The 26,040-nt window shown below is 67.7% G+C and carries 28 protein-coding genes; 20 read left to right on the forward strand and 8 right to left on the reverse strand.

What is annotated here, in order from left to right:
* Positions 1-29: 29 nt before the first annotated feature.
* The 6 genes from rimP (at position 30) to truB (ending at position 7,351) form a co-directional block, all read left to right on the forward strand.
* On the forward strand, positions 30-677 hold the full coding sequence (gene rimP, locus ACFOYU_RS24880; protein WP_226738437.1) for a ribosome maturation factor RimP: 648 nt from the start codon (positions 30-32) through the stop codon (positions 675-677).
* Positions 678-682: 5 nt separating this feature from the next.
* On the forward strand, positions 683-2,299 hold the full coding sequence (gene nusA / locus ACFOYU_RS24885; RefSeq protein WP_226738435.1) for a transcription termination factor NusA: 1,617 nt from the start codon (positions 683-685) through the stop codon (positions 2,297-2,299).
* Positions 2,300-2,329: 30 nt separating this feature from the next.
* The gene (locus ACFOYU_RS24890) at positions 2,330-3,004 is read left to right on the forward strand and encodes an RNA-binding protein (RefSeq protein WP_377035618.1); all 675 of its coding nucleotides are present in this window, start codon (positions 2,330-2,332) and stop codon (positions 3,002-3,004) included.
* Positions 2,997-5,894 (forward strand): translation initiation factor IF-2, encoded by a 2,898-nt coding sequence (infB, locus tag ACFOYU_RS24895; RefSeq protein ID WP_377035619.1) that lies wholly within the window; start codon positions 2,997-2,999, stop codon positions 5,892-5,894. Before ACFOYU_RS24890 ends, infB begins: the two co-directional genes overlap by 8 nt.
* A 105-nt stretch (positions 5,895-5,999) precedes the next feature.
* Complete coding sequence (gene rbfA / locus ACFOYU_RS24900) at positions 6,000-6,425, forward strand: 30S ribosome-binding factor RbfA (protein ID WP_377035620.1); 426 nt, start codon at positions 6,000-6,002, stop codon at positions 6,423-6,425.
* 5 nt (positions 6,426-6,430) lie between these two features.
* Entirely contained in the window at positions 6,431-7,351 is a 921-nt protein-coding gene (truB, locus tag ACFOYU_RS24905) for a tRNA pseudouridine(55) synthase TruB (RefSeq protein ID WP_377035621.1), read from the forward strand.
* A 180-nt stretch (positions 7,352-7,531) separates the two neighbouring features.
* On the opposite strand, the gene ACFOYU_RS24910 is transcribed toward truB, so the two are convergent.
* Positions 7,532-8,068, reverse strand: a complete 537-nt coding sequence (locus ACFOYU_RS24910) for a ferritin-like domain-containing protein (RefSeq protein ID WP_226738424.1) — start codon at positions 8,066-8,068, stop codon at positions 7,532-7,534.
* 305 nt (positions 8,069-8,373) lie between these two features.
* On the opposite strand from ACFOYU_RS24910, the gene rpsO reads away from it, so the two are divergent.
* Positions 8,374-8,643, forward strand: coding sequence for a 30S ribosomal protein S15 (rpsO, locus tag ACFOYU_RS24915; protein ID WP_226738422.1), 270 nt, complete (start codon positions 8,374-8,376; stop codon positions 8,641-8,643).
* Between the two features lie 217 nt (positions 8,644-8,860).
* Positions 8,861-11,041 carry a polyribonucleotide nucleotidyltransferase gene (pnp, locus tag ACFOYU_RS24920; RefSeq protein ID WP_226738420.1) on the forward strand — a complete coding sequence of 727 codons (2,181 nt, stop codon included), beginning with the start codon at positions 8,861-8,863 and terminating at the stop codon, positions 11,039-11,041.
* 231 nt (positions 11,042-11,272) lie between these two features.
* On the opposite strand, the gene ACFOYU_RS24925 is transcribed toward pnp, so the two are convergent.
* Positions 11,273-12,337: a DUF2279 domain-containing protein gene (locus tag ACFOYU_RS24925; protein ID WP_377035622.1), complete on the reverse strand. Its 1,065-nt coding sequence runs from the start codon at positions 12,335-12,337 to the stop codon at positions 11,273-11,275.
* A gap of 358 nt (positions 12,338-12,695) precedes the next feature.
* Here ACFOYU_RS24925 and ACFOYU_RS24930 point away from each other — a divergent pair, with 358 nt between their 5' ends.
* Entirely contained in the window at positions 12,696-13,310 is a 615-nt protein-coding gene (locus ACFOYU_RS24930) for a 3'-5' exonuclease (RefSeq protein WP_377035623.1), read from the forward strand.
* A 54-nt stretch (positions 13,311-13,364) separates the two neighbouring features.
* Entirely contained in the window at positions 13,365-13,979 is a 615-nt protein-coding gene (locus ACFOYU_RS24935) for a pyridoxamine 5'-phosphate oxidase family protein (RefSeq protein ID WP_377035624.1), read from the forward strand.
* 19 nt (positions 13,980-13,998) lie between these two features.
* Here the strand turns inward: ACFOYU_RS24935 and ACFOYU_RS24940 are convergent, their stop codons facing one another.
* On the reverse strand, positions 13,999-14,937 hold the full coding sequence (locus ACFOYU_RS24940; protein ID WP_377035625.1) for a PLP-dependent cysteine synthase family protein: 939 nt from the start codon (positions 14,935-14,937) through the stop codon (positions 13,999-14,001).
* Between the two features lie 117 nt (positions 14,938-15,054).
* On the opposite strand from ACFOYU_RS24940, the gene ACFOYU_RS24945 reads away from it, so the two are divergent.
* Both ACFOYU_RS24945 and ACFOYU_RS24950 read left to right on the forward strand, forming a co-directional pair.
* Positions 15,055-15,747 (forward strand): winged helix-turn-helix transcriptional regulator, encoded by a 693-nt coding sequence (locus tag ACFOYU_RS24945; RefSeq protein ID WP_377035626.1) that lies wholly within the window; start codon positions 15,055-15,057, stop codon positions 15,745-15,747.
* Between the two features lie 62 nt (positions 15,748-15,809).
* Entirely contained in the window at positions 15,810-16,160 is a 351-nt protein-coding gene (locus tag ACFOYU_RS24950) for a RidA family protein (RefSeq protein ID WP_226738407.1), read from the forward strand.
* 59 nt (positions 16,161-16,219) lie between these two features.
* Here the strand turns inward: ACFOYU_RS24950 and ACFOYU_RS24955 are convergent, their stop codons facing one another.
* From ACFOYU_RS24955 to hslV, 5 genes are all read right to left on the reverse strand, one after another.
* Positions 16,220-16,720 carry a BA14K family protein gene (locus ACFOYU_RS24955; RefSeq protein ID WP_377035627.1) on the reverse strand — a complete coding sequence of 167 codons (501 nt, stop codon included), beginning with the start codon at positions 16,718-16,720 and terminating at the stop codon, positions 16,220-16,222.
* A 100-nt stretch (positions 16,721-16,820) separates the two neighbouring features.
* The gene (gene nth / locus ACFOYU_RS24960) at positions 16,821-17,573 is read right to left on the reverse strand and encodes an endonuclease III domain-containing protein (protein WP_377035628.1); all 753 of its coding nucleotides are present in this window, start codon (positions 17,571-17,573) and stop codon (positions 16,821-16,823) included.
* 48 nt (positions 17,574-17,621) lie between these two features.
* A complete protein-coding gene (hslU, locus tag ACFOYU_RS24965; RefSeq protein ID WP_226738401.1) occupies positions 17,622-18,935 on the reverse strand; it encodes an ATP-dependent protease ATPase subunit HslU in 1,314 nt (437 codons plus the stop codon).
* On the reverse strand, positions 18,932-20,008 hold the full coding sequence (locus tag ACFOYU_RS24970; protein WP_377035629.1) for a hypothetical protein: 1,077 nt from the start codon (positions 20,006-20,008) through the stop codon (positions 18,932-18,934). Before ACFOYU_RS24970 ends, hslU begins: the two co-directional genes overlap by 4 nt.
* Entirely contained in the window at positions 20,005-20,532 is a 528-nt protein-coding gene (gene hslV, locus ACFOYU_RS24975) for an ATP-dependent protease subunit HslV (RefSeq protein WP_226739230.1), read from the reverse strand. Before hslV ends, ACFOYU_RS24970 begins: the two co-directional genes overlap by 4 nt.
* Before the next feature lie 209 nt (positions 20,533-20,741).
* Here hslV and hisB point away from each other — a divergent pair, with 209 nt between their 5' ends.
* The 8 genes from hisB (at position 20,742) to ACFOYU_RS25015 (ending at position 26,024) form a co-directional block, all read left to right on the forward strand.
* A complete protein-coding gene (gene hisB / locus ACFOYU_RS24980; RefSeq protein WP_377035656.1) occupies positions 20,742-21,329 on the forward strand; it encodes an imidazoleglycerol-phosphate dehydratase HisB in 588 nt (195 codons plus the stop codon).
* A gap of 13 nt (positions 21,330-21,342) precedes the next feature.
* Positions 21,343-21,849, forward strand: a complete 507-nt coding sequence (locus ACFOYU_RS24985) for a DUF2628 domain-containing protein (RefSeq protein ID WP_377035630.1) — start codon at positions 21,343-21,345, stop codon at positions 21,847-21,849.
* Positions 21,846-22,496 (forward strand): imidazole glycerol phosphate synthase subunit HisH, encoded by a 651-nt coding sequence (hisH, locus tag ACFOYU_RS24990; protein ID WP_377035631.1) that lies wholly within the window; start codon positions 21,846-21,848, stop codon positions 22,494-22,496. Before ACFOYU_RS24985 ends, hisH begins: the two co-directional genes overlap by 4 nt.
* Complete coding sequence (hisA, locus tag ACFOYU_RS24995) at positions 22,484-23,236, forward strand: 1-(5-phosphoribosyl)-5-[(5-phosphoribosylamino)methylideneamino]imidazole-4-carboxamide isomerase (RefSeq protein ID WP_377035632.1); 753 nt, start codon at positions 22,484-22,486, stop codon at positions 23,234-23,236. The genes hisH and hisA overlap by 13 nt, the downstream gene beginning before the upstream one ends.
* Complete coding sequence (gene hisF, locus ACFOYU_RS25000) at positions 23,236-24,033, forward strand: imidazole glycerol phosphate synthase subunit HisF (protein WP_226738391.1); 798 nt, start codon at positions 23,236-23,238, stop codon at positions 24,031-24,033. Before hisA ends, hisF begins: the two co-directional genes overlap by 1 nt.
* 131 nt (positions 24,034-24,164) lie before the next feature.
* Entirely contained in the window at positions 24,165-24,485 is a 321-nt protein-coding gene (locus ACFOYU_RS25005) for a phosphoribosyl-ATP diphosphatase (RefSeq protein ID WP_377035633.1), read from the forward strand.
* Between the two features lie 11 nt (positions 24,486-24,496).
* The gene (gene coaA / locus ACFOYU_RS25010; RefSeq protein ID WP_377035634.1) at positions 24,497-25,474 is read left to right on the forward strand and encodes a type I pantothenate kinase; all 978 of its coding nucleotides are present in this window, start codon (positions 24,497-24,499) and stop codon (positions 25,472-25,474) included.
* A gap of 67 nt (positions 25,475-25,541) precedes the next feature.
* Positions 25,542-26,024, forward strand: a complete 483-nt coding sequence (locus ACFOYU_RS25015; protein ID WP_226738385.1) for a YidH family protein — start codon at positions 25,542-25,544, stop codon at positions 26,022-26,024.
* The last annotated feature ends 16 nt before the right edge of the window (positions 26,025-26,040 follow it).

A 26,040-nucleotide genomic window follows, 5' to 3' on the forward strand; every position in this document is an offset into this window, starting at 1 on the left:
GACTGGCGGATCTGGCTTTACGGACAATCATGGCGAACGAACGCGACAGGCGTCTGATCACGGAGAACGGCGCGGCAGCCCGGGTGGCGGCCATCGTCGAGCCCGTGATCGAGGATCTCGGCTACAACCTGGTGCGGGTGAAGATCACCAACACCAACGGCTGCACCGTGCAGATCATGGCCGAACGGCCCGACGGCTCCATGTCGGTGACCGATTGCGAGGCCGTGAGCCGGGCGATTTCGCCGGTGCTGGATCTCGAAGATCCGATCCCGCAGGCGTATCATCTCGAAATCTCGTCCCCCGGGATCGACCGCCCGCTCGTCCGCGCCAGCGACTTCGAGCGCTGGAGCGGCTACGAGGCGAAGATCGAGATGGCCGTGCCGGTGGCCGGCCGCAAGCGCTTCCGCGGCTTCATCCGGGGCGTGGAGGGCGACGTCGCCCTCGTCGAGCTGCCGGACGTGAAGGAAGGCGAGGAGCGCCTGGCGCGCCTTCCCCTGACCGATCTGGGCGAGGCCCGCCTCGTCCTGACCGACGACTTGATCCGCGAATCGCTGCGCCGGGGAACGGCGCCGGTGGCGGACGACGAAACCGAAGAAGACGAAGATACCGATGACATGGATGCGGAGTCCCTGCCCGATGCAGACGGCCCGCAGGACCGGAAGTCCGAGAAGGAGTGACCTCGATGGCAATCAGCGCCAACAGGCTTGAGCTCTTGCAGATCGCCGATGCGGTCGCGCGCGAGAAGGTGATCGACAAGCAGATCGTGCTGGACGCCATGGCGGATGCCATCGCCAAGGCCGCCCGCTCCCGCTACGGGGCGGAGACGGACGTCCACGCGGAGATCAACCCGAAGACCGGCGAGCTGCGCCTGTCCCGGCACCTCCTCGTGGTGGACGATGCCGCCCTGGAGAACGACTCCCGCGAGATCGCCCTCTCCGAGGCCCGCAAGCGCAACCCCGCCGCTCAGGTGGGCGACGCCATCTCCGAAACCCTGCCGCCCTTCGATTTCGGCCGCATCGCGGCCCAGTCGGCCAAGCAGGTGATCGTGCAGAAGGTGCGCGACGCCGAGCGCGACCGTCAGTACCAGGAATACAAGGACCGCATCGGCGAGGTGGTGAACGGCGCCGTCAAGCGCGTCGAATACGGCAACGTGATCGTCGATCTCGGCCGCGGCGAGGCCATCGTGCGCCGCGACGAGCTGATCCCGCGCGAGACGTTCCGCCCCGGCGATCGCATCCGCGCCTATCTCTTCGACGTGCGCCGCGAAGCGCGCGGGCCGCAGATCTTCCTGTCGCGCACGCATCCGCAGTTCATGGCGAAGCTCTTCGCCCAGGAGGTGCCGGAAATCTACGACGGCATCGTCACCGTGCAGGCGGTCGCCCGCGATCCGGGCTCCCGCGCCAAGATCGCCGTGACCTCGCGCGATTCCTCCATCGACCCGGTCGGCGCCTGCGTCGGCATGCGCGGCTCCCGCGTCCAGGCGGTGGTGGGCGAGCTCCAGGGCGAGAAGATCGACATCATCCCCTGGTCCCCCGATCAGGCGACCTTCATCGTCAACGCGCTCCAGCCCGCGGAAGTGGTCAAGGTGGTGCTCGACGAGGAGGCCGACCGCATCGAGGTGGTGGTGCCCGACGACCAGCTCTCGCTCGCCATCGGCCGCCGCGGCCAGAACGTGCGCCTGGCGTCGCAGCTCACCGGCTGGGACATCGACATCCTGACCGAGGCCGAGGAATCCGAGCGCCGCCAGAAGGAGTTCGCCGAGCGCACCGAGCTGTTCATGAACGCCCTCGACGTGGACGAGGTCGTGGGCCAGCTCCTCGCGGCGGAAGGCTTCCGCACCGTGGAGGAGCTCGCCTACGTGGATTCCGCCGAAGTGGCCTCGATCGAGGGCTTCGACGAGGACACCGCCCGCGAGATCCAGGAGCGCGCCCAGGAATACCTGACCCGCATCGAGTCGGAGAACGAGGCCCGCCGCCAGGAGCTCGGCGTGTCGGACGAGTTGAAGGAGATCGACGGCGTCACCACCGCCATGCTGGTCGCCTTCGGCGAGAACGATATCAAGACGGTTGAGGATCTGGCCGGCTGCGCCACCGACGACCTCGCCGGCTGGACGGAAGGCCGCGGCCAGGAGGCGACCCGGTACAAGGGAGCCCTGGACGGCTTCGACGTCTCCCGCACGGAAGCGGAGGCCATGATCATGGCCGCCCGCGTCAAGGCGGGCTGGATCGAGGCCCCCGAAGAGACCGTGGAGACCGAGGATTCGGCCGAAGAGGCCGAAACCGAGGCCCAGCCGTCCTAAACCGGCCATGGTCAGGCGAGGACAGCACCCTTGGCGCGGCAAGAACCGGAGCGCACCTGCATCGTCACCCGCACGGCTCAGCCGTCCGCGGGGCTGATCCGGTTCGTCCTCGGGCCTGACCGCCAGGTCTTTCCCGACCTGAAACACAAGCTCCCGGGCCGGGGCGTATGGGTCACGGCCCGTTCCGGCCTGGTCGAGGAGGCGGTCAGGCGCCGCCTCTTCGCCCGCGCCTTCAAGGCGGAGGTCAAGGCTCCCGACACCCTTGCCGAAGACATCGGCCGGGCTCTTCGGGAGGATCTGCGCCAGAGTCTGTCGCTCGCCAACAAGGCGGGCGCGGTGGTCACCGGTTTCGAAAAAGTCGAAGCGGCAATCGCCGAAAAGCCCCTTGTCGCCCTTATTCATGCCGCAGAAGCGGCCGAAGATGGGCGAAGAAAGCTCGCTAACCAGTTGCGAAAACGCCTCGGCGACGCAATATCAGGCTTTCCGGTCATCCAAGAGCTGTCAAACGACGAATTGAGTTTGGCATTAGGCCGGTCACATGTGATACATGCTGCCCTCGTCGCGGGCGCTGGAAGCGACGGCTTTCTGAACCGATGGCACCGTTATCGTACCTATTGCGGAAGCGATGCCGATCAGGCTGACCCCAAAGGTGGGGCCGGCGTACACACGATTATGGAACCGGACGGATCTGAGCCGAATGAATGATACGAAAAACCCGGGCGACAAGACGCTGCATGTGTCGTCCAAGACGCTTTCACTGAAGCGGCCCGTCGAGCAAGGCGTGGTTCGCCAGAGCTTCTCCCATGGTCGCTCGAAGGCGGTCGTGGTCGAGACGGTGAAGCGTCGCCCGGCCGTTGGACCGGGCGGAGGCAAGGACGAGCGGCCCGCGCCTCAGCAGCAGCAGAATGCGGCCCCTGCCGCACCGAAGCCGGCCGCCCCCGCGCCGGCTCAAGGCCGTCCTTCCCGCTCCGGCGGATCCGCGTCGAACGCCCAGCGTTCCGGCGTGGTGCTGCGCACCCTCTCCGACCAGGAGCGCGACGCCCGCGCCAATGCGCTTGCGGATGCCCGCCGCCGCGAGGAGGACGATCGCAGGCGCCAGGAAGAGGAAGCCAAGCGCCGCGCCGAGCGCGAAGCTGCGGAAGCGCAGGAGCGCGAAGCGGCCGAGGCCCGCAAGCGCGAGGAAGACGAGCGCCGCCGGCAGGAAGAGGAGCGCAAGCGCCGCGCCGAGGACGAGGCACGCCGCCGTCTCGGCGAGGCCTCCGCTCCGGCCGCCGCGAGCCCTGCTCCCGCCCGCCAGAACGCCGGTCCGGCTCCCGCCGGACGGAGTGGCGGACCCGGCGCCGGCCCCCGCCCTGCCCGCGACGGCGCCGGACCGCGTCCGGCCCGCGAAGGCGGTCCGCGCACCGGCGGCCCCGGCGCCTCGGGCGGTCCCCGTCCCGGCGGCTTCGGCGGTCCCCGCGTCACCGGCGGCACGGACGGACGTCGTCCCCCGAGCCTGAACCACATGGCGCGTCCGGCTCCCCCGCCGCCCGCGCCCGATCCGGCAACCGCCAAGCCCAATGCGCGTCCGGCCCCGCCCGTCGCTGCCCGCGCGGTCGAAGTGGACGACGACGAGGGTGCACGCACCGTTCGGCGTCCCGGCCCCGGCGCCAAGCCCGCGGCCCTGCCGAAGACCCCCAAGGTGGCTCCCGGCGAGGAAAAACGCCGCGGCCGTCTGACCCTGGCCAATGCGACCTCCGGCGAGGAGGAGCGCACCCGCTCGCTCGCCGCCTTCCGGCGCCGCAATCAGCGTCTCATGGGCCACCGCCAGGTGGAGCAGAAGGAAAAGATCGCCCGCGAGGTGACGATTCCGGAGACGATCACCATCCAGGAGCTCGCCAACCGCATGTCGGAGCGCGCCGTGGACGTGATCAAGTTCCTGATGAAGCAGGGACAGATGCACAAGATCACGGACGTGATCGACGCCGACACCGCCCAGATCGTGGCCGAGGAACTCGGCCACACGGTGAAGCGCGTCGCGGAATCGGACGTGGAGGAAGGCCTGTTCGACACGCCGGACGTGGACGAGAACCTCGTCGCCCGTCCGCCGGTCGTGACCATCATGGGTCACGTCGACCACGGCAAGACCTCGCTGCTCGACTCGATCCGCAAGACCAACGTGGTCTCGGGCGAGGCCGGCGGCATCACGCAGCACATCGGCGCCTATCAGGTGACCTCGCCGCTCGGCGGCAAGATCACCTTCATCGACACGCCCGGCCACGCGGCCTTCACGGCCATGCGCGCCCGCGGCGCCAAGGTGACGGACATCGTGGTGCTGGTCGTGGCGGCCGATGACGGCGTCATGCCCCAGACCGTCGAGGCGATCACCCACGCCCAGGCGGCAGGCGTTCCGATCATCGTGGCGATCAACAAGGTCGACAAGCCCGACGCCAACCCGCAGCGGGTCCGCACCGAGCTGCTCCAGCACTCGATCGTGGTCGAGTCCATGGGCGGCGAGACCCTCGAGTTCGAAGTCTCGGCCAAGACCGGCCAGGGCCTCGACAGCCTGCTCGAAGGCTTGCAGCTCCAGGCCGAAATCCTCGACCTGCGCGCCAATCCGGAGCGCTCGGCCGAGGGCACCGTCATCGAGGCGAAGCTCGATCGCGGCCGCGGACCGGTCGCCACCGTGCTGGTCCAGCGCGGAACGCTCCACACGGGCGACATCGTCGTCGCCGGCGCGGAGTGGGGCCGCGTGCGCGCCCTCGTCAGCGATCTCGGCGCCAACGTGAAGGAGGCAGGTCCCTCCGTCCCGGTCGAGATCCTGGGCTTCAACGGCACCCCGGAAGCCGGCGACCGCGTGGCGGTCGTCGAGTCCGAGGCCCGTGCCCGCGAGATCACCGAGTACCGCGCCCGTCAGAAGCGCGAGCGTCAGGCGGCCCGGATGGGCTCGGCCGGCCGCACGCTGGCGGACATGATGCGCGACCTCAAGGCCGGCGCGGGCCGCAAGGAGTTCCCGCTCGTGGTCCGGGCGGACGTGCAGGGCTCGGCGGAAGCGATCGTCGGCGCCCTGGAGAAGGCCGGCAACGAGGAAGTCGGGGCCCGGGTCATCCAGGCGGGCGTCGGCGGCATCTCGGAATCCGACGTCACCTTGGCGGAGGCCTCCGGCGCCATCATCCTCGGCTTCAACGTGCGTGCCCACAAGGAAGCGCGCGAGGCGGCCGAGCGGGCCGGCATCGAAATCCGCTACTACAACATCATCTACGACCTCGTGGATGACGTGAAGGCGGCGATGTCAGGGCTTCTCGCCCCGACGCTCCGCGAGGAGCGGCTCGGCGAGGCGCAGGTCCTCGAGGTGTTCAACGTGTCCAAGGTCGGCAAGGTCGCGGGCTGCCGCGTCCTCGACGGCGTGGTCCAGCGCGGCGCCCATGTCCGCCTCATCCGCGACAACGTGGTCATCCACGAAGGCAAGCTGTCCCAGCTCAAGCGCTTCAAGGACGATGCCCGCGAGGTCACCTCGGGTCAGGATTGCGGCATGGCCTTCGAGAACTACCAGGACATGCGCGCCGGCGACATCATCGAGTGCTACCGCGTGGAAGAGGTGAAGCGGACGCTGTAAGGCGCGCTTCGGATCTCTTTTCTCATTCCCAACTTATCATCATGGCCGGGTCGCTCCCGGCCATGACCCCTTTTGGATGGTCCGGTTCGACCCCGGAAAGTGACAATGGCTAAACGTTTCGAACAAACCGCCGGCCCTTCCCAACGTCAGCAGCGCGTGGCCGAGCTCGTGCGCCACGCCCTGGCCGAGGTTCTCTCCCGGGGCGACCTGCAGGACGACGTGCTGACGAGGAACGTCATCACGATCCCCGAGGTGCGCATGACCCCCGACCTCAAGCTCGCCACGGCCTTCGTCATGCCGCTCGGCGGGCGCGACGAGGACGCCGTGCTCCGCGCCCTCGACAAGAACAAGAAGGTGCTGCGCCAGGAGGTCGCCCGCCGGGTGAACCTGAAATATGCGCCCGACCTGCGCTTCCTGCGCGACGAGAGCTTCGACGAGGCCGCCCGGATCGACGCGCTGCTGCGCTCCGACAAGGTGGCCCGCGACACGGCCAGGCCCGACACCTCCGACGACGACAACAACGACGAGTAGGCTTCATGACCGAGGAACGACCGCAGCGGGGGCCCCGGCCCGACCGCCCGAAGAAGCGCGACGTCAATGGGTGGATCATCCTCGACAAGGGCGTCGGCATGACCTCGACCCATGCGGTCGCGGTGGTCAAGCGCAGCCTCTCGGCCAAGAAGGCCGGGCACGCGGGCACCCTCGACCCGCTGGCCTCGGGCATCCTGCCGATCGCCCTCGGCGAGGCCACGAAAACCGTGCCCTTCGTCATGGACGGGCGCAAATCCTACGTCTTCACCGTGGCCTGGGGCGCGGAGACCAACACGGACGATACCGAGGGCGAAGTGGTCGAGCGGACCGACAAGGTGCCGGATCCCGCCAGCATCGAGGCGCTGCTGCCCCGCTTCACCGGCTCCATCCAGCAGGTGCCACCGCGCTTTTCCGCCATCAAGATCCAGGGCGAGCGCGCCTACGATCTCGCCCGGGACGGCGAGGTGGTAGAGCTGCAGCCGCGCACGGTCGAGATCGACCGGCTCACCCTGGTGCATCACGAGGGCGACCGGTCGGTGATCGAGGCGGATTGCGGCAAGGGCACCTATGTGCGCGCCATCGCCCGGGATCTGGGCCGGGCGCTGGGCTGCCTCGGCCACATCGCGGCCCTGCGGCGCACCCGCGTCGGGCCGTTCACGGAAGAGGATGCGGTCGTGGTGGACGACCTCGCCACCGATCCGGCGGCCCTGCGCCCGGTGGAGATGGCCCTGAGCGAGATCCCGTCCGTTGCGGTGAGCCGCGACATGGCCGCCCGCCTGATGCGGGGCCAGTCCATCATCCTGCGCGGCCGCGAGGCGCCGATCTCCGGCAAGATCTACGCCACCTGCAACGGCGTGCTGGTGGCGGTGGGCGACGTGGAGCGCGGCGAACTGGTGCCGCACCGGGTGTTCAACCTGGGGGCCTGAGGCGCCGACGCGATCCCTCCTCCCCGGGTCTGCCCGAGATCCGCATCTCTTGCGCAAGTCGGGAACAGCCGACCTGCGGTGGGGAGGAGTTGGAGATGGGGGGCTTGGGCGACAGCCCGTGAAGGCGTGGCGCCGGCACCCCTTTCCCTCCCCCGCGCGGGGGAGGGAAAGGCGCCGGCCCTACCGGTCCGCCTTCAGCCCCTGGGCTTCGCGCTCCAGGTAGCGGCGGGTGATCATCTCGATCTGGTCCCGGATGGCCTGGGCCGTCTTCTCCTCCTCCCGGAGGGTTTCTTCCAGCGCCGGGACGAACCGGGAATGGCCGGTCAGCTCGGCCATGGTGATCAGGGACTTGTACGAGGCGATCTCGAAATTCTCGAAGGCGTGGTTGGCGAAGGTGTTCTTGATGATCTCGTCGGCCATCGGCACATGGGCCATGGCGGCGATGTTGCCCATGACCTGGGTGGCCATGTCCTTCAGCAGGGAACGGTCCTCGCCGAAATTGTGCAGCATGTCGTCGAGGCGCCGGATCTGCCCTTCGGTCTCGCGGACATGCAGCTCGAGGAGCTGGCGCATTTCCGGATAGTTCTCGATGCGCTCGATCTGCCGGTTCATGATCTGAAGCGCCTCCTTCTCGAGGGAATGGGCGTTCTGAAGACCGGTGATGAAGACGTTCTTGGCCGTTTCCGAGGACGACAGATCGGCTGTGGTGGCGACCATGATGGGACCTTCCTGTTGGCGTGGAATCTCTACCCGTCAACCAGAGCCTTGCGGTCTTGTTCCGGGCCCATTTCGGATCAAAGAGAGCTCCCGCGCCTTGCAATCCCGCCGGACGATACGATCTATCTAGCACTTGCGCGCTTTTCGTGTATGGTGCGCGCCATTCCCGCAGGCGTTGCCCGCAGGATGCGTCGAGAGATCAGACCGCGCTGGACGACATCCCGGCCCGGCCGTTTCCGGCGAAGCTGACCTTGAGGCCCACAGGGCCGAGGTCGATTCAAAGTACCAACCTGAAAGGACAAGCGATGTCGATTACGGCTGAGCGCAAGAACGCGCTCGTGAAGGAATTCGCCCAGAAGGAAGGCGACACCGGCTCCCCCGAGGTGCAGGTCGCGATCCTCACCGAGCGGATCAACAACCTGACCGGCCACTTCAAGACCCACACGAAGGACAACCATTCCCGTCGTGGTCTCCTGAAGCTCGTGTCGCAGCGCCGCTCCCTCCTCGACTACGTCAAGAAGAAGGACGAGGGCCGCTACCGCACGCTCATCGAGAGGCTCGGCATTCGCCGCTAAGCTTTTCGAGAACCTTTCCGCCCGGGGCCCGGCTCCGGGCGGCCTCTGACGCAGACGGCGCGATGCGCGTGCCGGGCGTCCATTGAAGAGAGGCGGATGACGCGATGACCATGGCAGGATCGCAAGGGGCTTGCGGCGGCGGGATCGACCGGCCGCGGAGCCTCTTGCCGTCTTGCTCATGGCATCGAGCCGCCGCCATGTCACGAAAGACAACAGCATGTTCGACATTCAACGCGAAGAACTGATCTGGGGTGGGCGCAAGCTCACGCTCGAAACGGGCAAGATGGCCCGCCAGGCCGACGGCGCCGTCGTCGCCTCCTACGGCGAGACCACGGTTCTCGCCACGGTCGTCTCGGCCAAGGAGCCGAAGGCCGGCATCGACTTCTTCCCCCTCACGGTCAACTATCAGGAGCGCGCCTACGCGGCGGGCCGCATCCCGGGCGGCTACTTCAAGCGCGAAGGCCGTCCCACCGAGAAGGAGACCCTGGTCTCCCGCCTGATCGACCGCCCGATCCGTCCCCTCTTCGCCGACGGTTACCGTAACGATACGCAGGTCGTCGTGACCGTGCTCTCGCACGATCTCGAGAACGATCCGGACATCGTCGCCATGGTCGCCGCCTCCGCGGCCCTGACCCTGTCCGGCGTGCCCTTCATGGGCCCCGTGGGCGCGGCCCGCGTCGGCTATGTGGGCGGCCAGTACAAGCTGAACCCCCTCCTGCAGGAGATGCCGGATTCGACCCTGGATCTCGTGGTCGCCGGCACCTCGGACGCGGTGCTGATGGTCGAATCCGAGGCCAAGGAACTGGCCGAGGACGTGATGCTCGGCGCCGTGATGTTCGGCCACAAGCACTTCCAGCCGGTCATCGAGGCCATCATCCGCCTCGCCGAAAAGGCCGCCAAGGAGCCCCGCGACTACCAGCCGGCTGATATGTCGGACGTGGAGAAGGCCGTTCTCGACATCGCCGAGAAGGACCTGCGCGAAGCCTACAAGATCACCAGGAAGCAGGACCGCTATGCCGCCGTCGACGCGGTGAAGACCAAGGTGATGGAGGCGCTCTGCCCGGCCGAAGGCGAAGCCAGGTTCGACGCCGAGAAGGTCAAGGCCGCCTTCAAGGAGGTTCAGGCCAAGGTCGTGCGCTGGAACATCCTCGACGAGGGCCAGCGCATCGACGGCCGCGACGTCCGCACCGTCCGCTCGATCCTGGCGGAGGTCGGCGTCCTGCCGCGCGCCCACGGTTCGGCGGTATTCACCCGCGGCGAGACCCAGGCGCTGGTCGTGACCACGCTCGGCACCGGCGAGGACGAGCAGTTCATCGACGAGCTGGAAGGCACCCGCAAGGAAACCTTCCTGCTGCACTACAACTTCCCGCCCTATTCCGTGGGCGAGACGGGCCGCATGGGCTCGCCCGGCCGCCGCGAAATCGGCCACGGCAAGCTCGCCTGGCGCGCCATCCACCCGATGCTGCCGCCGTCGCACGAGTTCCCCTACACCCTGCGCGTGGTGTCGGAGATCACCGAGTCCAACGGCTCCTCCTCCATGGCCACGGTCTGCGGCGCCTCGCTGGCGCTGATGGATGCGGGCGTGCCGCTGCGCCGTCCGGTGGCGGGCATCGCCATGGGCCTCATCCTGGAAGGTGAGCGCTTCGCGGTCCTGTCCGACATCCTCGGCGACGAGGACCATCTCGGCGACATGGACTTCAAGGTGGCCGGCACGGAGCAGGGCATCACCTCGCTCCAGATGGACATCAAGATCGCCGGCATCACCGAGGAGATCATGCGCGTCGCGCTCGATCAGGCCAAGGAAGGCCGCGCGCACATCCTCGAGGAGATGAACAAGGCCCTTACCGCCCCGCGCGCCGAGCTCGGCGAGCACGCTCCGCGCATCGAGACCATGCAGATCCCGGTCGACAAGATCCGCGAAGTCATCGGTTCGGGCGGCAAGGTCATCCGCGAGATCGTGGAGAAGACCGGCGCCAAGATCGACATCAACGACGACGGCCTCATCAAGATTGCGTCCGCCGACGGCAAGTCGATCAAGGCGGCCTACAACTGGATCCGCTCCATCGTGGCCGAGCCCGAGGTCAACGTGATCTACGACGGCACGGTCGTGAAGGTGATGGAGTTCGGCGCCTTCGTGAACTTCTTCGGTTCCCGCGACGGCCTCGTCCACATCTCGGAGCTCGCCAAGAACCGCGTCGGCAAGGTGACCGACGTGGTCAAGGAAGGCGACAAGGTGAAGGTCAAGTTCCTCGGCATGGACGAGCGCGGCAAGGTCCGTCTCTCCATGAAGGTGGTCAACCAGGAGACCGGCGAGGACATCACCGAGCAGCTCAAGGCCGAGCGCGAGGCCGAAAAGGCCCAGCGCGACCAGCAGAAGCAGCAGGCCGCGGGCGAGTAAGTCTCCCCTGCCCTGTCGGCAAAGTCATGAGAGCGCGGCCTTCGGACCGCGCTTTTTTGTTGCCTGGATTTCTCCCATCGCGGACGGCGGCACCGGTCGGCCGGGCTGCCGGCAGGGCTTCCGCTACGAGAGCATCGGACAGGAGAAGTGGACTTGCACTTTTGGGATCGATCCGATGCTTTCTCCCGAAGGCGCATCGTTCGAGCGGAACCGAAGGTCAGCACGATGCTCTTAGTCCCTGAACGTCCCGCCGACGCGGCGGACCGTCGAGAAGCGGTTCTCGTGGTACACGGACGTATACGGCACCTGGACGTATTCGAACGTCTTGCGCACGGCCCAGCCCGGCAGCGTGTCCCTGTAGCGGGCGAAGTTCGGCTGCGGTCCGGAGCCGAACAGGACCTCGTTGAGGTTCAGCCCTACCCCGACATAGAAGGAGCGCTCGATCGGATAGCCGAGCTCCCGCTCCCGCCTCTCGAAGCCGCGCGCGTCGAAGCCGACATGCAGCTCGGCGTAGCGCAGGGGCGTGTTCCTGAGCGTTTCGAACCCGCTGCCCTTCAGGGCCATGATGTAGCGCTGGCGCTCATACGGGGGGAGAATGCCCGCATCCGTGGTGATGCCGGGCCGCTCGAAACTCGCGGGCGTATACATGATCCGCCAGTCCAGCTTCTCCCGAAGCCCGGGAACCGTATTGCGGAAAATCGAGAAGAGCGCGCCGACGCCGTTCGCCACGATGTCCTCCCGCGAGAAGCGGTGCCTGCCCGTGAACCCGTCCACGGTTTCGACCAGCCCCATGATCCCGAATGCGACGAGTGCGGCCGTGATCGGGGCGCCGGTGGGATCGGATGCATTGGCCCGGATCCTGTCCGTCAGGAGATCGGCGATGACGAAGGTCGAGAAGGAGTGGCCGATCTTGTCCATGCCGCCATGGCGGGTGTTCTTGGAGAACCACCCTTCCTCGATGGTCTGGAACCCGGAGCCGTTGCCCCAGTCCCAGTCTTTGATGCCGACGGTGACGATGGCCGCCCCCACGATGCCCAGCTCCCACCGGACCGCGTGCAGATGATCGCCCAGGAGGCTGAGCGAGGAGAACGTCGGAGACACGGGCGGCGGCTCCAGGTTTTCCGTCGTGGCCGGCGCCGTCGTGGCGCTCGCGCCCGCTTGCGGTCCGGCATGCTGCCCCCCGGCTCGGGGTACGGAACGGTGCTCCGATGCTGCGCTCGGCTGCGCCAGGGATACCTCGGGGCGCAGGGCCGCGCCCAGGATTGCAAGGCAAGCGACGAGGGCGACGACCCGCATCGGCAGATCCTTTCTATCCCCCGCGCGTAGCATTCTACGGCCGATGACGGAACTCAACCCCCTGGTTCAGACTATCGTCCGCCGGAGCAGGAAGCCGGCTCGGATGGTGAATGGATCCTCTCGGGCGTCGTGCGGGAAAGTGGATCCGGTTTTTCGCCAAGCGATGCGCGAGAGGCGAACTTCCTGTCCTGAGCCGGACCCTTCGCCGCGCTGGCGGACCATGATCCGGCAAGGCTCGGCTGCTCTCCCGCAGGCAGAATTCATCCCGGTCGCGGATTTTATCCCTGCGGAATCGAAGCATATGCTCTAGCTTGGCTTGGTGAAAACCCATGCCCGCAAAGAAGGGGGAGCATCGATTATGAAGACCGCCATCGTATTCGACTGCGAGTTTCTTTGCGTCCAGGGCTCGCAGGGCAGGTTCTGGTGCGGGGCTCATGACCCCGATCCGGTCATCGCGCAGATCGGCGCCGTGAAGCTCGGGCTGGAGGGCGATTTCCCCCTCCTGGACACCTACAGGGCCTATGTCCGGCCGGTCGACCGTTTCGGCGGCAGATACCCGATCGACCCGTTCTTCACCAAGCTGACCGGCATCAGCGAGGACGACATCCAAGCCGAGGGGATGCCGTTGCAGGAAGCCCTTGCGGGCTTCGACCGCTTCTCCGACGGCGCGAGGTCCTGGTCGTGGGGCAAGGACGAGCTGAACATGGTCGCCATCAGCTGCTATGTCGCGGGCATTCCGTGGTCCATTCCGGCCCACCGGTTCGACAACGCCGTCAAGCTCGTGATCGCGGCGGGGATGCCGGTGGAGGATATCGGGAAGACGCCGAGCAACAAGCTGGCGGATTATTACGGCGTCGAGCACCCTCCCCTGCAGGGCCACGACGCCCTCGACGATGCCCTCTCCGTGGCATATGCGCTGCAGCATCTGCTGAAGACGGGCAAGCTGCAGCCGGAGGTGTTCGACCGCATCTAGCCCAAACCCGGCCTGGTGTGGGAAAGATAAGGCGCCTCCTTCTTCGGATGATTCATGTCCCACACCGTCACCACCCTCGCCGATCTCGAAGCCCTTTACGGCGAGCCGCCGGAGGCGTCCCTCGTCAAGGAGGCCGACCGGGTGGTTCCGGTCTACCGGGCCCTGATCGAGGCCGCGCCCTTCGCGGCGCTGGCGACCCGGGGTCCGGAAGGGCTCGACTGCTCGCCCCGCGGCGACGGGCCGGGCTTCGTGCGGGTGCAGGACGAGAAGACGCTTCTCCTGCCCGACCGGCGCGGCAACAACCGGCTCGATTCCCTGCGCAACATCGTGCGCGACCCGCAGGTGGCCCTGCTCTTCCTCATCCCGGGCATCGGCGAGACCCTTCGCGTCAACGGCCGCGCCGTGGTCTCCACCGACCCTGCCCTGCTGGAGAGCTTCGCCGTCGACGGCAAGGCGCCGCGCACGGTGCTGATGATCACCGTCGAGGCGGTCTACTTCCAGTGCTCCCGGGCGGTCGTGCGCTCGGATTTGTGGAACCCCGACAAGCACGTGGCGCGCAATTCACTCCCGAGCGCCGGCCAGATCCTGGCCGCCATGAGCGAGAACCGGGTCGGCGGCGAGACCTACGACAAGGGCTTGGCCGAGCGGGTGCGCGAGACGCTTTACTGACGGGGCCGGGACCCGCCCCTCACCCGAGCCGCGCCCCGAAGGTTCTCAGGTATTTCATCCCCGTGTCGCACATGATCGTGACGACCGTGGCATCCGGCCCCAGCGTCTCGGCGAGCCGCAGGGCCGCGATGACGTTGGCGCCCGTGGAGGTGCCGGCGAAGAGGCCCTCCTCCCGGGCGAGCCGGAAGGCCATGGCCATGGCCTCCTCCGTCGAGATCCGCTCGATCCCGTCGGCGATGCCGTCCTCCCAGAGCGGGACCACGTAGCCCGCGCCGATTCCGTCGATCCTGTGGGCGCCCGAGGCGCCGCCCGACAGGACCGGGGATTCGGCGGGCTCCACGGCGACGATCCTGATCCTGCCGTGGCGGCGGCGCAGGCCCTCGGCATTGCCCCGCAGCGACGCCGCCGTGCCGACGCTCTGCACGAAGCCGTCGATGCGCCCGCCGGTCTGAACCCAGATCTCCTCGGCCATGGCGTGGTAGGCGGCAAGCTGGTCCCGGTTCTTCATCTGGTCGGTCCAGAAGGCCCCGGTCTCCCTCGCGATCACGCCCGCGGCCGCGATCATGTCCTTGGTGAGCTTCTCGGTCATGCGCCCGCCGTCGCTCTCCAGGACCTGGAGCCTGGCCCCCAGGATCGCCATGTGGTCGAGCTTCTCCCGGGCGAAGGCGTCCGAGGTCACGACGTGCAGGGGATAGCCCTTCACGGCGCAGACCAGGGACAGGGAGACGCCGGTGCTGCCGCCGGTATGTTCGACCACCGATCCGCCCGGCGCGAGACGGCCGTCCGCCTCGGCGGCCTCGACCATGGCGAGCGCCATCCGGTCCTTCATGCTGCCGGTCGGATTCTGGTTCTCCAGCTTCAGCAGGACCCGCGCGCCGTTGCCGGGCACGATCCTGCGCAGGGCCAGAAGAGGCGTGTTGCCGATGGATTGCAGAATGTTGCCCGCCATGTCGTTCATGATGCCCGTCCTCTTTCCGGCAAGACCGATGTCGGGGATCTATGGTGCCGGGAGACGGGCCTGTCAGGTCCGGAATCCGGACTTCCCCGCCGGACGGGGTCGTGTTAGCCCTCGGCCATGGCGGGTTACGGTCAGTTCTGTTCGGTGGCGCGCGCCCACGAGGTCCTGGGCGGCCGCTGGACCCTTCTCGTCGTGCGGGAGCTCCTGTGCGGGAGCCGGCGCTTCAACGACATCCGGCGGGGCATTCCGCGCATTTCGCGCACCATGCTGTCCGAGCGGCTGCAGGCGCTGGTGTCCATCGGGGCCGTAACGCGCCGCGACGGCAGGACCGGCCCCGAATACGACCTCACCGAATCCGGCCGGGAGCTGGCGTCCCTGGTGGGCGCCATGGGCGCCTGGGGCCAGAGATGGCTGCCGCGGCGCCCGGCGGAGGAGGATCTCGATGCCGAGCCCCTGCTCGTCGACATGCACAGGCGGGTCCGCGCCGAGGCGATCCCGAAGGATCCCATCGTCATCCGCTTCGAGATCGACGGGCAGCGGCAGCCGCGCTTCCTGCTGCTGAAGGTGTCGGAGATCTCGCTGTGCACGCAGAATCCGGGCTTTCCCGAGCCGGTCCGCGTCCGCTCCCCCCTCCCCGCCCTAGTGGCCTGGTGGCGGGGCGACACGGATTTCAGGGAAGCGCAGCGGATGGGCCTGGCGGTCGAAGGGCCGAAGGCGCTCGTGCGCGATTTCCCGAACTGGTTCGAGCGCTACCTGTTCGCCCCCATAGGCCCTGCCGCCGGAGAAGGCGGGGCCGTCCCGCCCCCTTGACCGCGGGGGCTCCCGCATCCCAAAAGCGGGGGTGCACTTTCTTTCTCTCACAAAGGCAGATCATGACGATTCAACGCATCAAGCCCGGTCCCCGCATGAGCGGCGCCGTCGTTCACGGCAACACGGTCTATCTGGCGGGTCAGGTCGCGAATCAGTCGGCGGGGCAGAGCGTCACCGAGCAGACGAAGGAAATCCTCTCCATCATCGACGGGCTGCTGGCCGAGGCCGGCACGGACAAGTCGAAGGTCCTGATGGCGAATATCTGGCTCACCGACATGGGCACGTTCCAGGAGATGAACGCCGTGTGGGACGCGTGGGTGTCGCCGGGCAACACCCCGGCCCGCGCCACGGTCGAGGCCAAGCTCGCGGCGCCGGCCTTCAAGGTCGAGATCGCCGTCATCGCGGCGAAGTAAGCGCCACCAAAAGCAAACGGGCCCCGAAGGGCCCGTTTTTCTTTCGCGTACCGCTTTGCTTACGGGCAGGCGTGACGGCGGCCGTCATAGCCGAGATAGGTGCCCGAGGCCGGATCGTAGGATTTGAAGCGCTGCGAGCAATAGGCGACCGCGCTCCGGTTCGGAGCGGCATAGACCGGAGCCTGCTGCTGCTGCTGGGCCAGCGCGCCGCCGATGATCGCGCCGGTGGCGAGACCGATGGCACCCGCCGCAGCGGCGGAACCGCGGTCGCGGCGATAGTAGCGGCGGTCATTGGCGTAGGGGCGGCCGTAATAGCGCGGGCCCGGACGATAGTAGCGGCGCTCCACGACGCGGGGGCCCGAACGGTAGTAGCGAGTGCCAGGGCGGTAGTAGCGGCGCTCAACGTACTGGGAATAATCCGTCTGCAATTCGCCCTTCTTGAGGGCGGCGACCAGCTCGCTCACCGGGGCGGTCTGCGTCTGGGCGGAAGCGGGGGCGGCCATCAGGCCGGCCGTGCCGAAAGCGGCGGAGGCAATGACTGCCATCAACATTTTACGCATGGAAAGCTCCTTTGACGTTGCCTAGCGAACGCATCTCATCCGAGGTCGTTCCCACGGGCGGATTATTCGCCGCGCCGCACTCACGGAAACGTGAGCCGGCTCACCGGGAGGTTCCGGCGCCCTCCCGCCCCTGCGGCCGGACATCGTTCGGGAGCCTTTCGACAAGGCCCTGGCCTGTCGGGCAGAGGTCGAGAACGGCGCAGCGCCGGCAGGCCGGATTTCTGAAGAAGCAGCACCGCTGCCCGTGCAGCATCATGACTTCGTGGTTGTCGTAGACCTGCTGCGCGCTCCAATCCGGCGGCAGCAGGGCGGCCAGCGCCGCATGGGACGGACCGACGCTCAAGGAGCGCGGAATGAGGCCGGTGCGCTGCGCCACCCGGTGATGGTGGCTGTCCACGGGCAGGGCGGGCTTGCGCAGGTTCGAGAAGGCCAGCACCGCCGCGCTCGTCTTCGGCCCGATGCCGGGGATGCTCTCCAGCCAGGCCCGCGCCTCCACGGCCGGCATGTCGGCGAGGAAATCGAGGGAGAGGCGGCCGTGGCGCTCCGTCACCGCGCGCAGCACCGCCTGGAGGCGCGGCGCCTTCTGCTCCGGCCATGTGACCCCCTGAATCGTCTCCTCCACCTCGGAGACCGGCGCATCCCTCAGGCAAGCCCAGTCGGCGTAGCGTGCCCGCAGGGCCTTGAAGGCGCGGCCCGAATCCGCGTTGCGGGTGCGGTGGGACAGGAGCGAGGAGATCAGCTCGCTCAAGGGGTCGAAATCGTGGAAATAGGGGATGGGGCAGCCGTAGACGGCGCAGAGCCGCTCGTGGATCGCGAGGGCCTTCCGGCTGAGTTCGTCATGGGCCGTGGTCATGAGCCGGGAATCCCCAGAGCGTGCTGGAGGTTCCCGGCCTCGGGCGTCCTACAGGATGAACCGGCTGAGATCCGTGTTCTTGGCGAGCGATTCCACCTCGCCGCGCACATAGGACGCGTCGATGGTCACCGCCTCGCCGGAACGGTCGGGAGCCGTGAAGGAGATGTCGTCGAGCACCCGCTCCAGCACGGTCTGCAGGCGGCGCGCGCCGATGTTCTCGACCGAGTTGTTCACGTCGACCGCCACCTGCGCCAGGGCGTCGATGGCGTCGTCCGTGAAGACGAGCTCCACGCCCTCGGTCCGCATCAGGGCCACGGATTGCTTGATCAGGCTCGCTTCCGTCTCGGTGAGGATGCGCTTGAAATCCTCCACCGTCAGCGGCGAAAGCTCGACGCGGATCGGCAGGCGGCCCTGCAGCTCCGGCAGCAGGTCTGACGGCTTCGACACGTGGAAGGCGCCCGACGCGATGAAGAGGATGTGGTCGGTCTTCACCGCGCCGTGCTTGGTGGCGACGGTGGTGCCCTCGATCAGCGGCAGCAGGTCGCGCTGCACGCCCTCGCGGGAGACGTCGCCGCCGCCGGTGCGGCCCTCGCGGACGCAGATCTTGTCGATCTCGTCGAGGAACACGATGCCGTTGTTCTCCACCTGCTGGATCGCCTCCTGCACGATGGCGTCCTGGTCGATGAGCTTGTCGGCCTCCTCGGCGACGAGGGGCTCGTAGGCCTCGCGCACGGTGGTGCGCCGGGCCTTGGGCCGTCCGCCGAAGGCCTTGCCGAACATGTCGGAGAGGTTGATCGCCCCCACGGAGGCGCCCGGCATGCCGGGGATCTCGAACATGGGCATCCCGGACGAGCCGGAGGATTGCAGCTCGATCTCGATTTCCTTGTCATCGAGTTCGTTGGCGCGCAGCTTGCGACGGAAGGAATCGCGGGTGGCGGCGCTGGAGGTCGCGCCCACGAGGGCGTCGAGCACGCGCTCCTCGGCGGCCACATGGGCCTTGGCCTGGACCTGCTTGCGCCGCTCCTCCTTCACGAGGCCGATGCCGACCTCGACGAGGTCGCGCACGATCTGCTCCACGTCGCGGCCCACATAGCCCACCTCCGTGAACTTGGTGGCCTCGACCTTCAGGAAGGGCGCATTGGCGAGCCGCGCCAGGCGGCGGGAGATCTCGGTCTTGCCGCAGCCGGTGGGACCGATCATCAGGATGTTCTTGGGCGCGACCTCCTCACGGAGATGCCCTTCGAGCTGCTGACGGCGCCAGCGGTTGCGCAAGGCGATGGCCACGGCGCGCTTCGCGTCGTTCTGGCCAACGATGTAACGATCGAGTTCGGAAACGATTTCACGGGGGGAGAACGTGGTCATGATGATGAAAGAATGGGGTGTGGCAGCCTGTGCGCAAGGTGGGTGGGAAGAAGTCGCAGCAGCGCCGCGCGCACCGGCCCCCAGCCTGCGCTGAGCAGGAGAACGAAGGCGCCGAGCACGAGCAGGGTTGCGGGGGCGGTCTGGTCGTCGAGGCCGATCTCCCGGATGAGAGACGCGAAGGCGTATCCCGCATAGACGAGACCGGAGACGAGCATGGCGCGCCGGTCGATCACCACCGCGATGGCGCCGAGCAGCACGAAGATGGCGAGCACCGCGACGGCGGTCCCGATCCCGGGCATCAGGCCATTGCCCGCGAATTGCGAGATCACCGGATGGACGATCAGGGGCGCCGCGAGCAGGTGCAGCCAGAAGGCGATGTCGTTGCGGCGCGTCACGCGCTCCGGATCGGAGAGATCGAAGCGCATCGCCAGGGCGAAGACGGCGCAGCCACAGAGGAACAGGGCGCCGATAACCATGTCTTGGGGAGGCTCGGGGACCAGGGCGGAGATCAGGCCGAGAAGCGCCAGGACCAGAGCGGTGGCACCGGCCGCGACCGTGATCGGCACCCGGAAGCGGAGATAGTGCAGGCCGGTCATGACCACGGTCACGAGGGCGCTGAACACGACGAGCCATGGACGCTCCTGGTCGTAGCCCCAGGCGCCGAACGCTCCGGTCTGCTCCGGCGCTCCCGAGAGGAGCCACTTGAGGAAGAAGCCCGTCGCGCCGAACACCGAAACCGCGAAGAGGGCGAGCAGGGCGATGCTCGGAAGCGCCATCCGCCTGCGGCGCGTGAAGAACTCGGCCAGCAGCCACGCGGAGACGGCCAGCACGGACCACCTGGCGAGATCGCCCGAGAGGGACGCGAAATAGCCGAGCGCGCCGGTAAAGAGCCCGATCCCCAAAGTGACGAAAATATCGCTGAAGCCGGTGACGGAGCGCAGCTTCTCCTCGTCCTCCGGCTCAGGCGCGGCGGCAGCCGCCATGTCGCGGGCAAGGGTCCGCAGGCCGATCGCCTGCTCGTTCGTCACAATGCCCCGAACAACTCCCTGTTCGAGGACGGCATCGGTGATCATAGGTCGAGGCTTTCTATAACAATATTGCTATTGGTATAGACGCATATCTCGGCCGCGATGGAAAGCGAGCGGCGCACGATGGTCTCGGCGTCGGTCTCGTACTCCGCCAGGGCCCGCGCGGCGGCGAGCGCGAAGTTTCCGCCCGAGCCGATGGCCATGATGCCGCCTTCCGGCTCCAGCACGTCGCCGCTGCCGGAGAGGAGCAGGCCCACCTCCTTGTCGGCCACGAGCATCATCGCCTCCAGGCGGCGGAGATACCGGTCGGTGCGCCAGTCCTTGGTCAGCTCCACGCAGGCGCGGGTGAGCTGGCCCGGATACTGCTCCAGCTTGGCCTCGAGCCGCTCGAACAGGGTGAAGGCGTCGGCCGTCGATCCGGCGAAGCCGCCGATCACGCCTCCCTTGGAGAGGCGGCGGACCTTCTTGGCATTGCCCTTGACGACGGTCTGTCCGAGGCTGACCTGACCGTCGCCGCCGATGACCACCCGGCCGCCCTTGCGGACCATGAGGATCGTCGTGGCATGCATGCGGGGGGAGGCGTCTTCTGACACGGGGAGCAATCTCCGGCGGGTGGGGTGATGTCACGCAGATGCAGGCGCCGGCCGCCCGTGGAAGGGCAGGGCGGGCCGGTTCTGCCCTGACTTAAGCATTGATCGGGCAAAAGCAACGCGGGTGGCGTTTCTTGCCGCGTCTTGATAGAAGGCGCGGTCTCTCATTCCTCAAAGGATCCTTGATGATGCGCTCCGCGAGCGTCAGCCGTCGCACCGCCGAGACCGATATCGTCCTGTCGATCGCCCTCGACGGCACCGGCAAGGCCGAGATCTCCACCGGAGTCGGCTTCCTCGACCACATGCTCGAACTGTTCGCCCGCCACGGTCTCTTCGACCTGACCGTGACGGTGAAGGGCGACCTGCATGTGGACCAGCATCATACGACCGAGGATACGGGCATCGCTCTCGGGCAGGCGCTTCTGCAGGCACTTGGCGACAAGAAGGGCATCACCCGCTATGCGGATATCCATCTGCCGATGGACGAGACCTTGACCCGCATCGCCGTGGACATTTCCGGCCGCCCGTTCCTGGTCTTCCGCACCGCCTTCCCGACCGAGAAGATCGGCGCCTTCGACACCGAGCTGGTGCGCGAGTTCTTCCAGGCGTTTGCCGTCAATGCGGGCCTGACGCTGCACGTGGAGACGCTCTACGGGGCCAACAGCCACCACATCGCCGAGAGCTGCTTCAAGGGTTTGGCACGGGCCTTGCGTCAGGCGGTTGCTGTGGACCTAAGGGAGGAGGGGCGCGTTCCCTCCACCAAGGGCACTTTATAAGAACGGAAACGCCATGACGACCTTTACCCTGCACCTCCCGCGCGATGCGCGGCCGGGTGATCCGGCGGCATTGGAGAAGGCCGACCTCGTGAAGGACGCCTTTTCCTGGGGCGCCTTCTTCTTCACCTTCCTGTGGTTCTTCGTGCACCGCCTCTGGCTCGCCGGGCTCTGCGTCCTGTTCGCGCTCGTCGCCTTCAACATGATGCTGAACCTGCTGAACGTGCATCCGACCGCGAGTCTCGTGGCACATGTGCTGTTCTCGGCGCTGATCGGCCTCGAGGCGAACAGCCTCAGGCGCTGGACGCTCGCGCGCCACGGCCGCCCCACCGCCGACGTGGTGTCGGCGGCCGACCGGGACGAGGCGGAAACCAAGATCGCCGCCCGCTGGCTCGAACGGAGCGCCGCCCCGGCCCCGGCTCCCGCCCGCGACGCCGCTCCCTCGCCGGCGCCCCGCGTCTATCCCTCTCCCAGGACGGAGCCGGTCATCGGCCTCTTTCCCGATGCGGAGCGTCCCCGGTGAGCGTCGCCATCATCGATTACGGTTCGGGCAACCTGCACTCCGCCGCCAAGTCCTTCGAGCGGGCCGCGCGGGAGGCGGGGCTCGACGATGTCGTCACGGTCACGTCCGATCCGGACGCGGTCCGCGCCGCCGACCGCATCGTGCTGCCGGGCGTCGGCGCCTTCGCCGATTGCCGGCGCGGCCTCGATTCCGTGCCCGGCATGGTCGAGGCCCTGGAGGAGAGCGTGCACCGGCACGGCAAGCCCTTCTTCGGCATCTGCGTCGGTATGCAGCTCATGGCGACCCGCGGCCTGGAGCACACCACGAGCCCCGGCCTCGACTGGATCCACGGCGACGTGAAGGCCATCGCGCCGCAGGACCCGGCCCTGAAGATCCCCCATATGGGCTGGAACACCCTGGACAAGCGCAGGGACCATCCCCTGCTCGACGGAATTCCGACCGGACCGGACGGCCTGCACGCCTATTTCGTGCATTCCTATGCGCTGCAGCCGCAGGACCCGGACGACCTGGTGGCCGTCTCCGATTACGGCGGGCCCGTCACCGCCATCGTCGGGCGCGACAATATCGTCGGCACCCAGTTTCACCCCGAGAAAAGCCAGACTCTCGGCCTCAAGCTCATCGCCAACTTCCTGAGGTGGCGCCCGTGATCCTTTTTCCCGCCATCGATCTCAAAGAAGGCCGCTGCGTCCGCCTCGTCCAGGGCGACATGGACCAGGCGACCGTGTTCAACGACGACCCGGCCGCGCAAGGCGCCGCCTTCGAGGCCCAGGGCTTCGAATGGCTGCACGTGGTCGATCTCGACGGAGCCTTCGCCGGCAAGCCCATGAACGCCGCCGCCGTCGAGAGCATCCTCGGGCGCGTCGCGATTCCGGTGCAGCTCGGCGGCGGCATCCGCGACATGAAGACCGTGGAGGGCTGGCTCGCCAAGGGCGTCGCCCGGGTCATCATCGGCACCGCCGCCGTGCGCGATCCCGAATTCGTGCGCGAGGCGGCCCGCCTCCATCCGGGCAGGATCGCCGTCGGCATCGACGCCAAGGACGGGCTCGTGGCCGTGGAGGGCTGGGCCCAGACCTCGACCCTCACGGCCGAGGAGCTCGGACGCCGCTTCGAGGATGCGGGCGTCGCCGCCATCATCTACACGGACATCGCCCGCGACGGCATCCTCAAGGGTCTCAACATCCCCATGACCCTGGCCCTGGCGCGGGCCGTGTCGATCCCGGTCATCGCCTCGGGCGGACTCGCCTCCATGGCCGATATCGAGCGCCTGACCCATCCCGACTGCGCCGTCCTCGGCGGCGCGATTTCGGGCCGCGCACTCTATGACGGGCGCATCGACCCGGACCAGGCGCTGGCGCTGCTCCGCTCCGTGCGCAAGGAGCCCGTCTGATGCTGAAAGTGCGTCTCATTCCCTGCCTCGACGTGAAGGACGGCCGCGTCGTCAAAGGCGTGCAGTTCGTCGACCTCGTCGATGCGGGCGATCCGGTGGAGGCCGCCAAGGCCTATGACGCCGCCGGCGCCGACGAGTTGTGCTTCCTCGACATCACCGCGAGCCATGAGGCGAGAGGCATCCTCCTCGACGTGGTGAGCCGCACGGCGGAGGCTTGCTTCATGCCGCTCACCGTCGGCGGCGGCGTGCGCACCGTGGAGGACATCCGCAAGCTGCTGCTCGCGGGGGCCGACAAGGTCTCGATCAACACCGCCGCCGTGAAGAACCCGGACTTCGTGCGCGAGGCGGCGGAGAAGTTCGGCGCGCAATGCATCGTAGTCGCCATCGACGCCAAGAAGGTGTCGGGAACAAGCGAGGCACCGCGCTGGGAGATTTTTACTCACGGCGGCCGTAACCCGACCGGTATCGATGCCATCGCCTTCGCCCGCCAGGTCGCGGAGCTCGGGGCAGGGGAGCTCCTCGTCACCTCCATGGACCGGGACGGCACCAAGGGCGGCTACGACCTCGCGCTCGTGCGGGCGATTTCGGATGCGGTCTCCGTGCCGGTGATCGCGTCGGGCGGCGTCGGCAATCTCGACCACCTGGTCGACGGCGTTCGCGAAGGCCATGCCAGCGCCGTGCTCGCCGCCTCGATCTTCCATTTCGGCACGCACAGCATCGGCGAGGCCAAGGAATACATGGCGGGAGCCGGGCTCAAGATGCGCCTCGACAAGCCGGCCCTGGACAAGGCGGCCTGAGGCGGGAGAATCTCTCCTGTCATCCCCGGTGGCTCGAAGAGCCGGGAAGGGGATCCACTCCACCGTTCGGGGATCCATGGATCCCCTTCCCCTCCGCTTCGCTCCGGTCGGGGACGACATCGGGATAGACCATGACCACCTTCACCCTCGACGACCTCGCCCGCATCGTGGCGGAGCGCGCCACAGCGCCCGCAACCGAGTCCTATACGGCGAAGCTCCTCGCCGACGGACCCGCCAAGGCTGCCAAGAAGCTCGGCGAGGAGGCGGTGGAGGCGGCCATCGCGGCCGTGCAGGGCGACCGGAAGAACCTGACGGCGGAAGCCGCCGACGTGCTCTATCATCTTTTGGTCGTGTTGCAGGGCGCCGACATTTCCTTAAATGAGGTAATGGCCGAATTGGAGCGCCGCACCGCGCAATCGGGGCTCGCCGAGAAGGCCGCGCGCAAGCCATAAAGGATGGTCTCATGGACCAACGCAACGCGGTGCCGCCTCTCGAAGCCGATGACGGTCTCTCGCCCTACCGGATCTTTCCGCGGGACGAGTGGGCGAGGCTGCGCGCCGATGCGCCGATGACGCTCACCGCCGAGGAGGTGGTGCAGTTGCAATCCCTCAACGATCCGATCTCCCTCGACGAGGTGGCGGCGATCTACCTGCCGCTGTCGCGCCTGCTCTCCCTCTACGTCGCGGCGACCCAGGGGCTGTTCAAGGCAACGCAGCGCTTCCTCCTGGCCGAGAAGGAGGAAAAGGTCCCCTACATCATCGGGGTCGCGGGCTCCGTGGCGGTCGGCAAATCCACCACCGCCCGCGTCCTGAAGGCGCTGCTCGCCCGCTGGCCCAACACGCCCAAGGTCGATCTCGTGACCACGGACGGATTCCTCCTGCCCAACGCGGAGCTGACGCGGCTGGGCCTGATGGAGCGCAAGGGCTTTCCCGAGAGCTACGACACCGGAGCGCTCCTGCACTTCCTCGCCGACATCAAGGCCGGAAAGCGCAACGTGCACGCCCCGCTCTATTCGCACCTGGTCTACGACGTGGTGCCCGGCGAGGAGACGGTGATCGACCGGCCGGACATCCTCATCGTCGAGGGCCTCAACGTGCTCCAGCCGGCGCGGATGCCCAAGGACGGCACGGCGATCCCCTTCGTGTCCGACTTCTTCGATTTCTCGGTCTATATCGATGCCGACGAGGCGGACCTGCACCGCTGGTACGTGAACCGGTTCCTCCGCCTGCGCCACACGGCCTTCCGCGATCCGCTCTCCTATTTCCGCCGCTATGCGGAACTGCCCGAGGACGAGGCCATGACCATCGCCGACGGCCTGTGGAACCGGATCAACCTGCTGAACCTGCGCGAAAACATCGTGCCGACCCGGCAGCGGGCGAGCCTGATCCTGAAGAAAGGCGCCAGCCACCGGATCGAGACGGTGGCGCTGAGAAGGCTCTGACGCCGCCGCTTCCTCGAACTCAACCTTCGCCGGTCTGGTGCGTTGTTCCCATCGGGACGGAGCACGCATGACCACGCAACCGATCGAGAAAGAGATCCGGCGCAGCGCCGACCAGGCGCAGGAGGCGGCCGAGAACACGCAGGTCGCAGCCCAGCACACCGCCGTCGCGGCCAAGGTCACCAAGGACAGCGCCGACCGGCGCACGGAGCTTGCGGCGGACCGCACGGTCTTCGCCGCCGAGCGGACCTATGCCGCCTGGGTCCGCACCGGCCTAGCGGCGCTTGCCTCCGGCATCGGAGCCAAGAAGCTGCTCGCGGGCGTGGTGCCCGAATGGATGATCATCGGCACCGGATCGGTCCTGGTGCTGTTCAGCGCGTTCTGCTTCGCGGCCGCGGTCTGGCGCCAGGTCTTCGTCGGCACGCCGCCGCCCAACCCGGACGTGCAGCGCCTGCCGCCCTATCTGCTGGTCGCCATGAACGGCTTTCTGGTGCTGGTGGCCCTCAGCGCCCTCGCCAGCATCTGGTTCGGGCCGACCGGCGGCGAGCCATGATCGCTCATGCCCCGCC

Source organism: Microvirga sp. GCM10011540 (genome assembly GCF_042650665.1).
Taxonomy (GTDB): domain Bacteria; phylum Pseudomonadota; class Alphaproteobacteria; order Rhizobiales; family Beijerinckiaceae; genus Microvirga; species Microvirga lenta.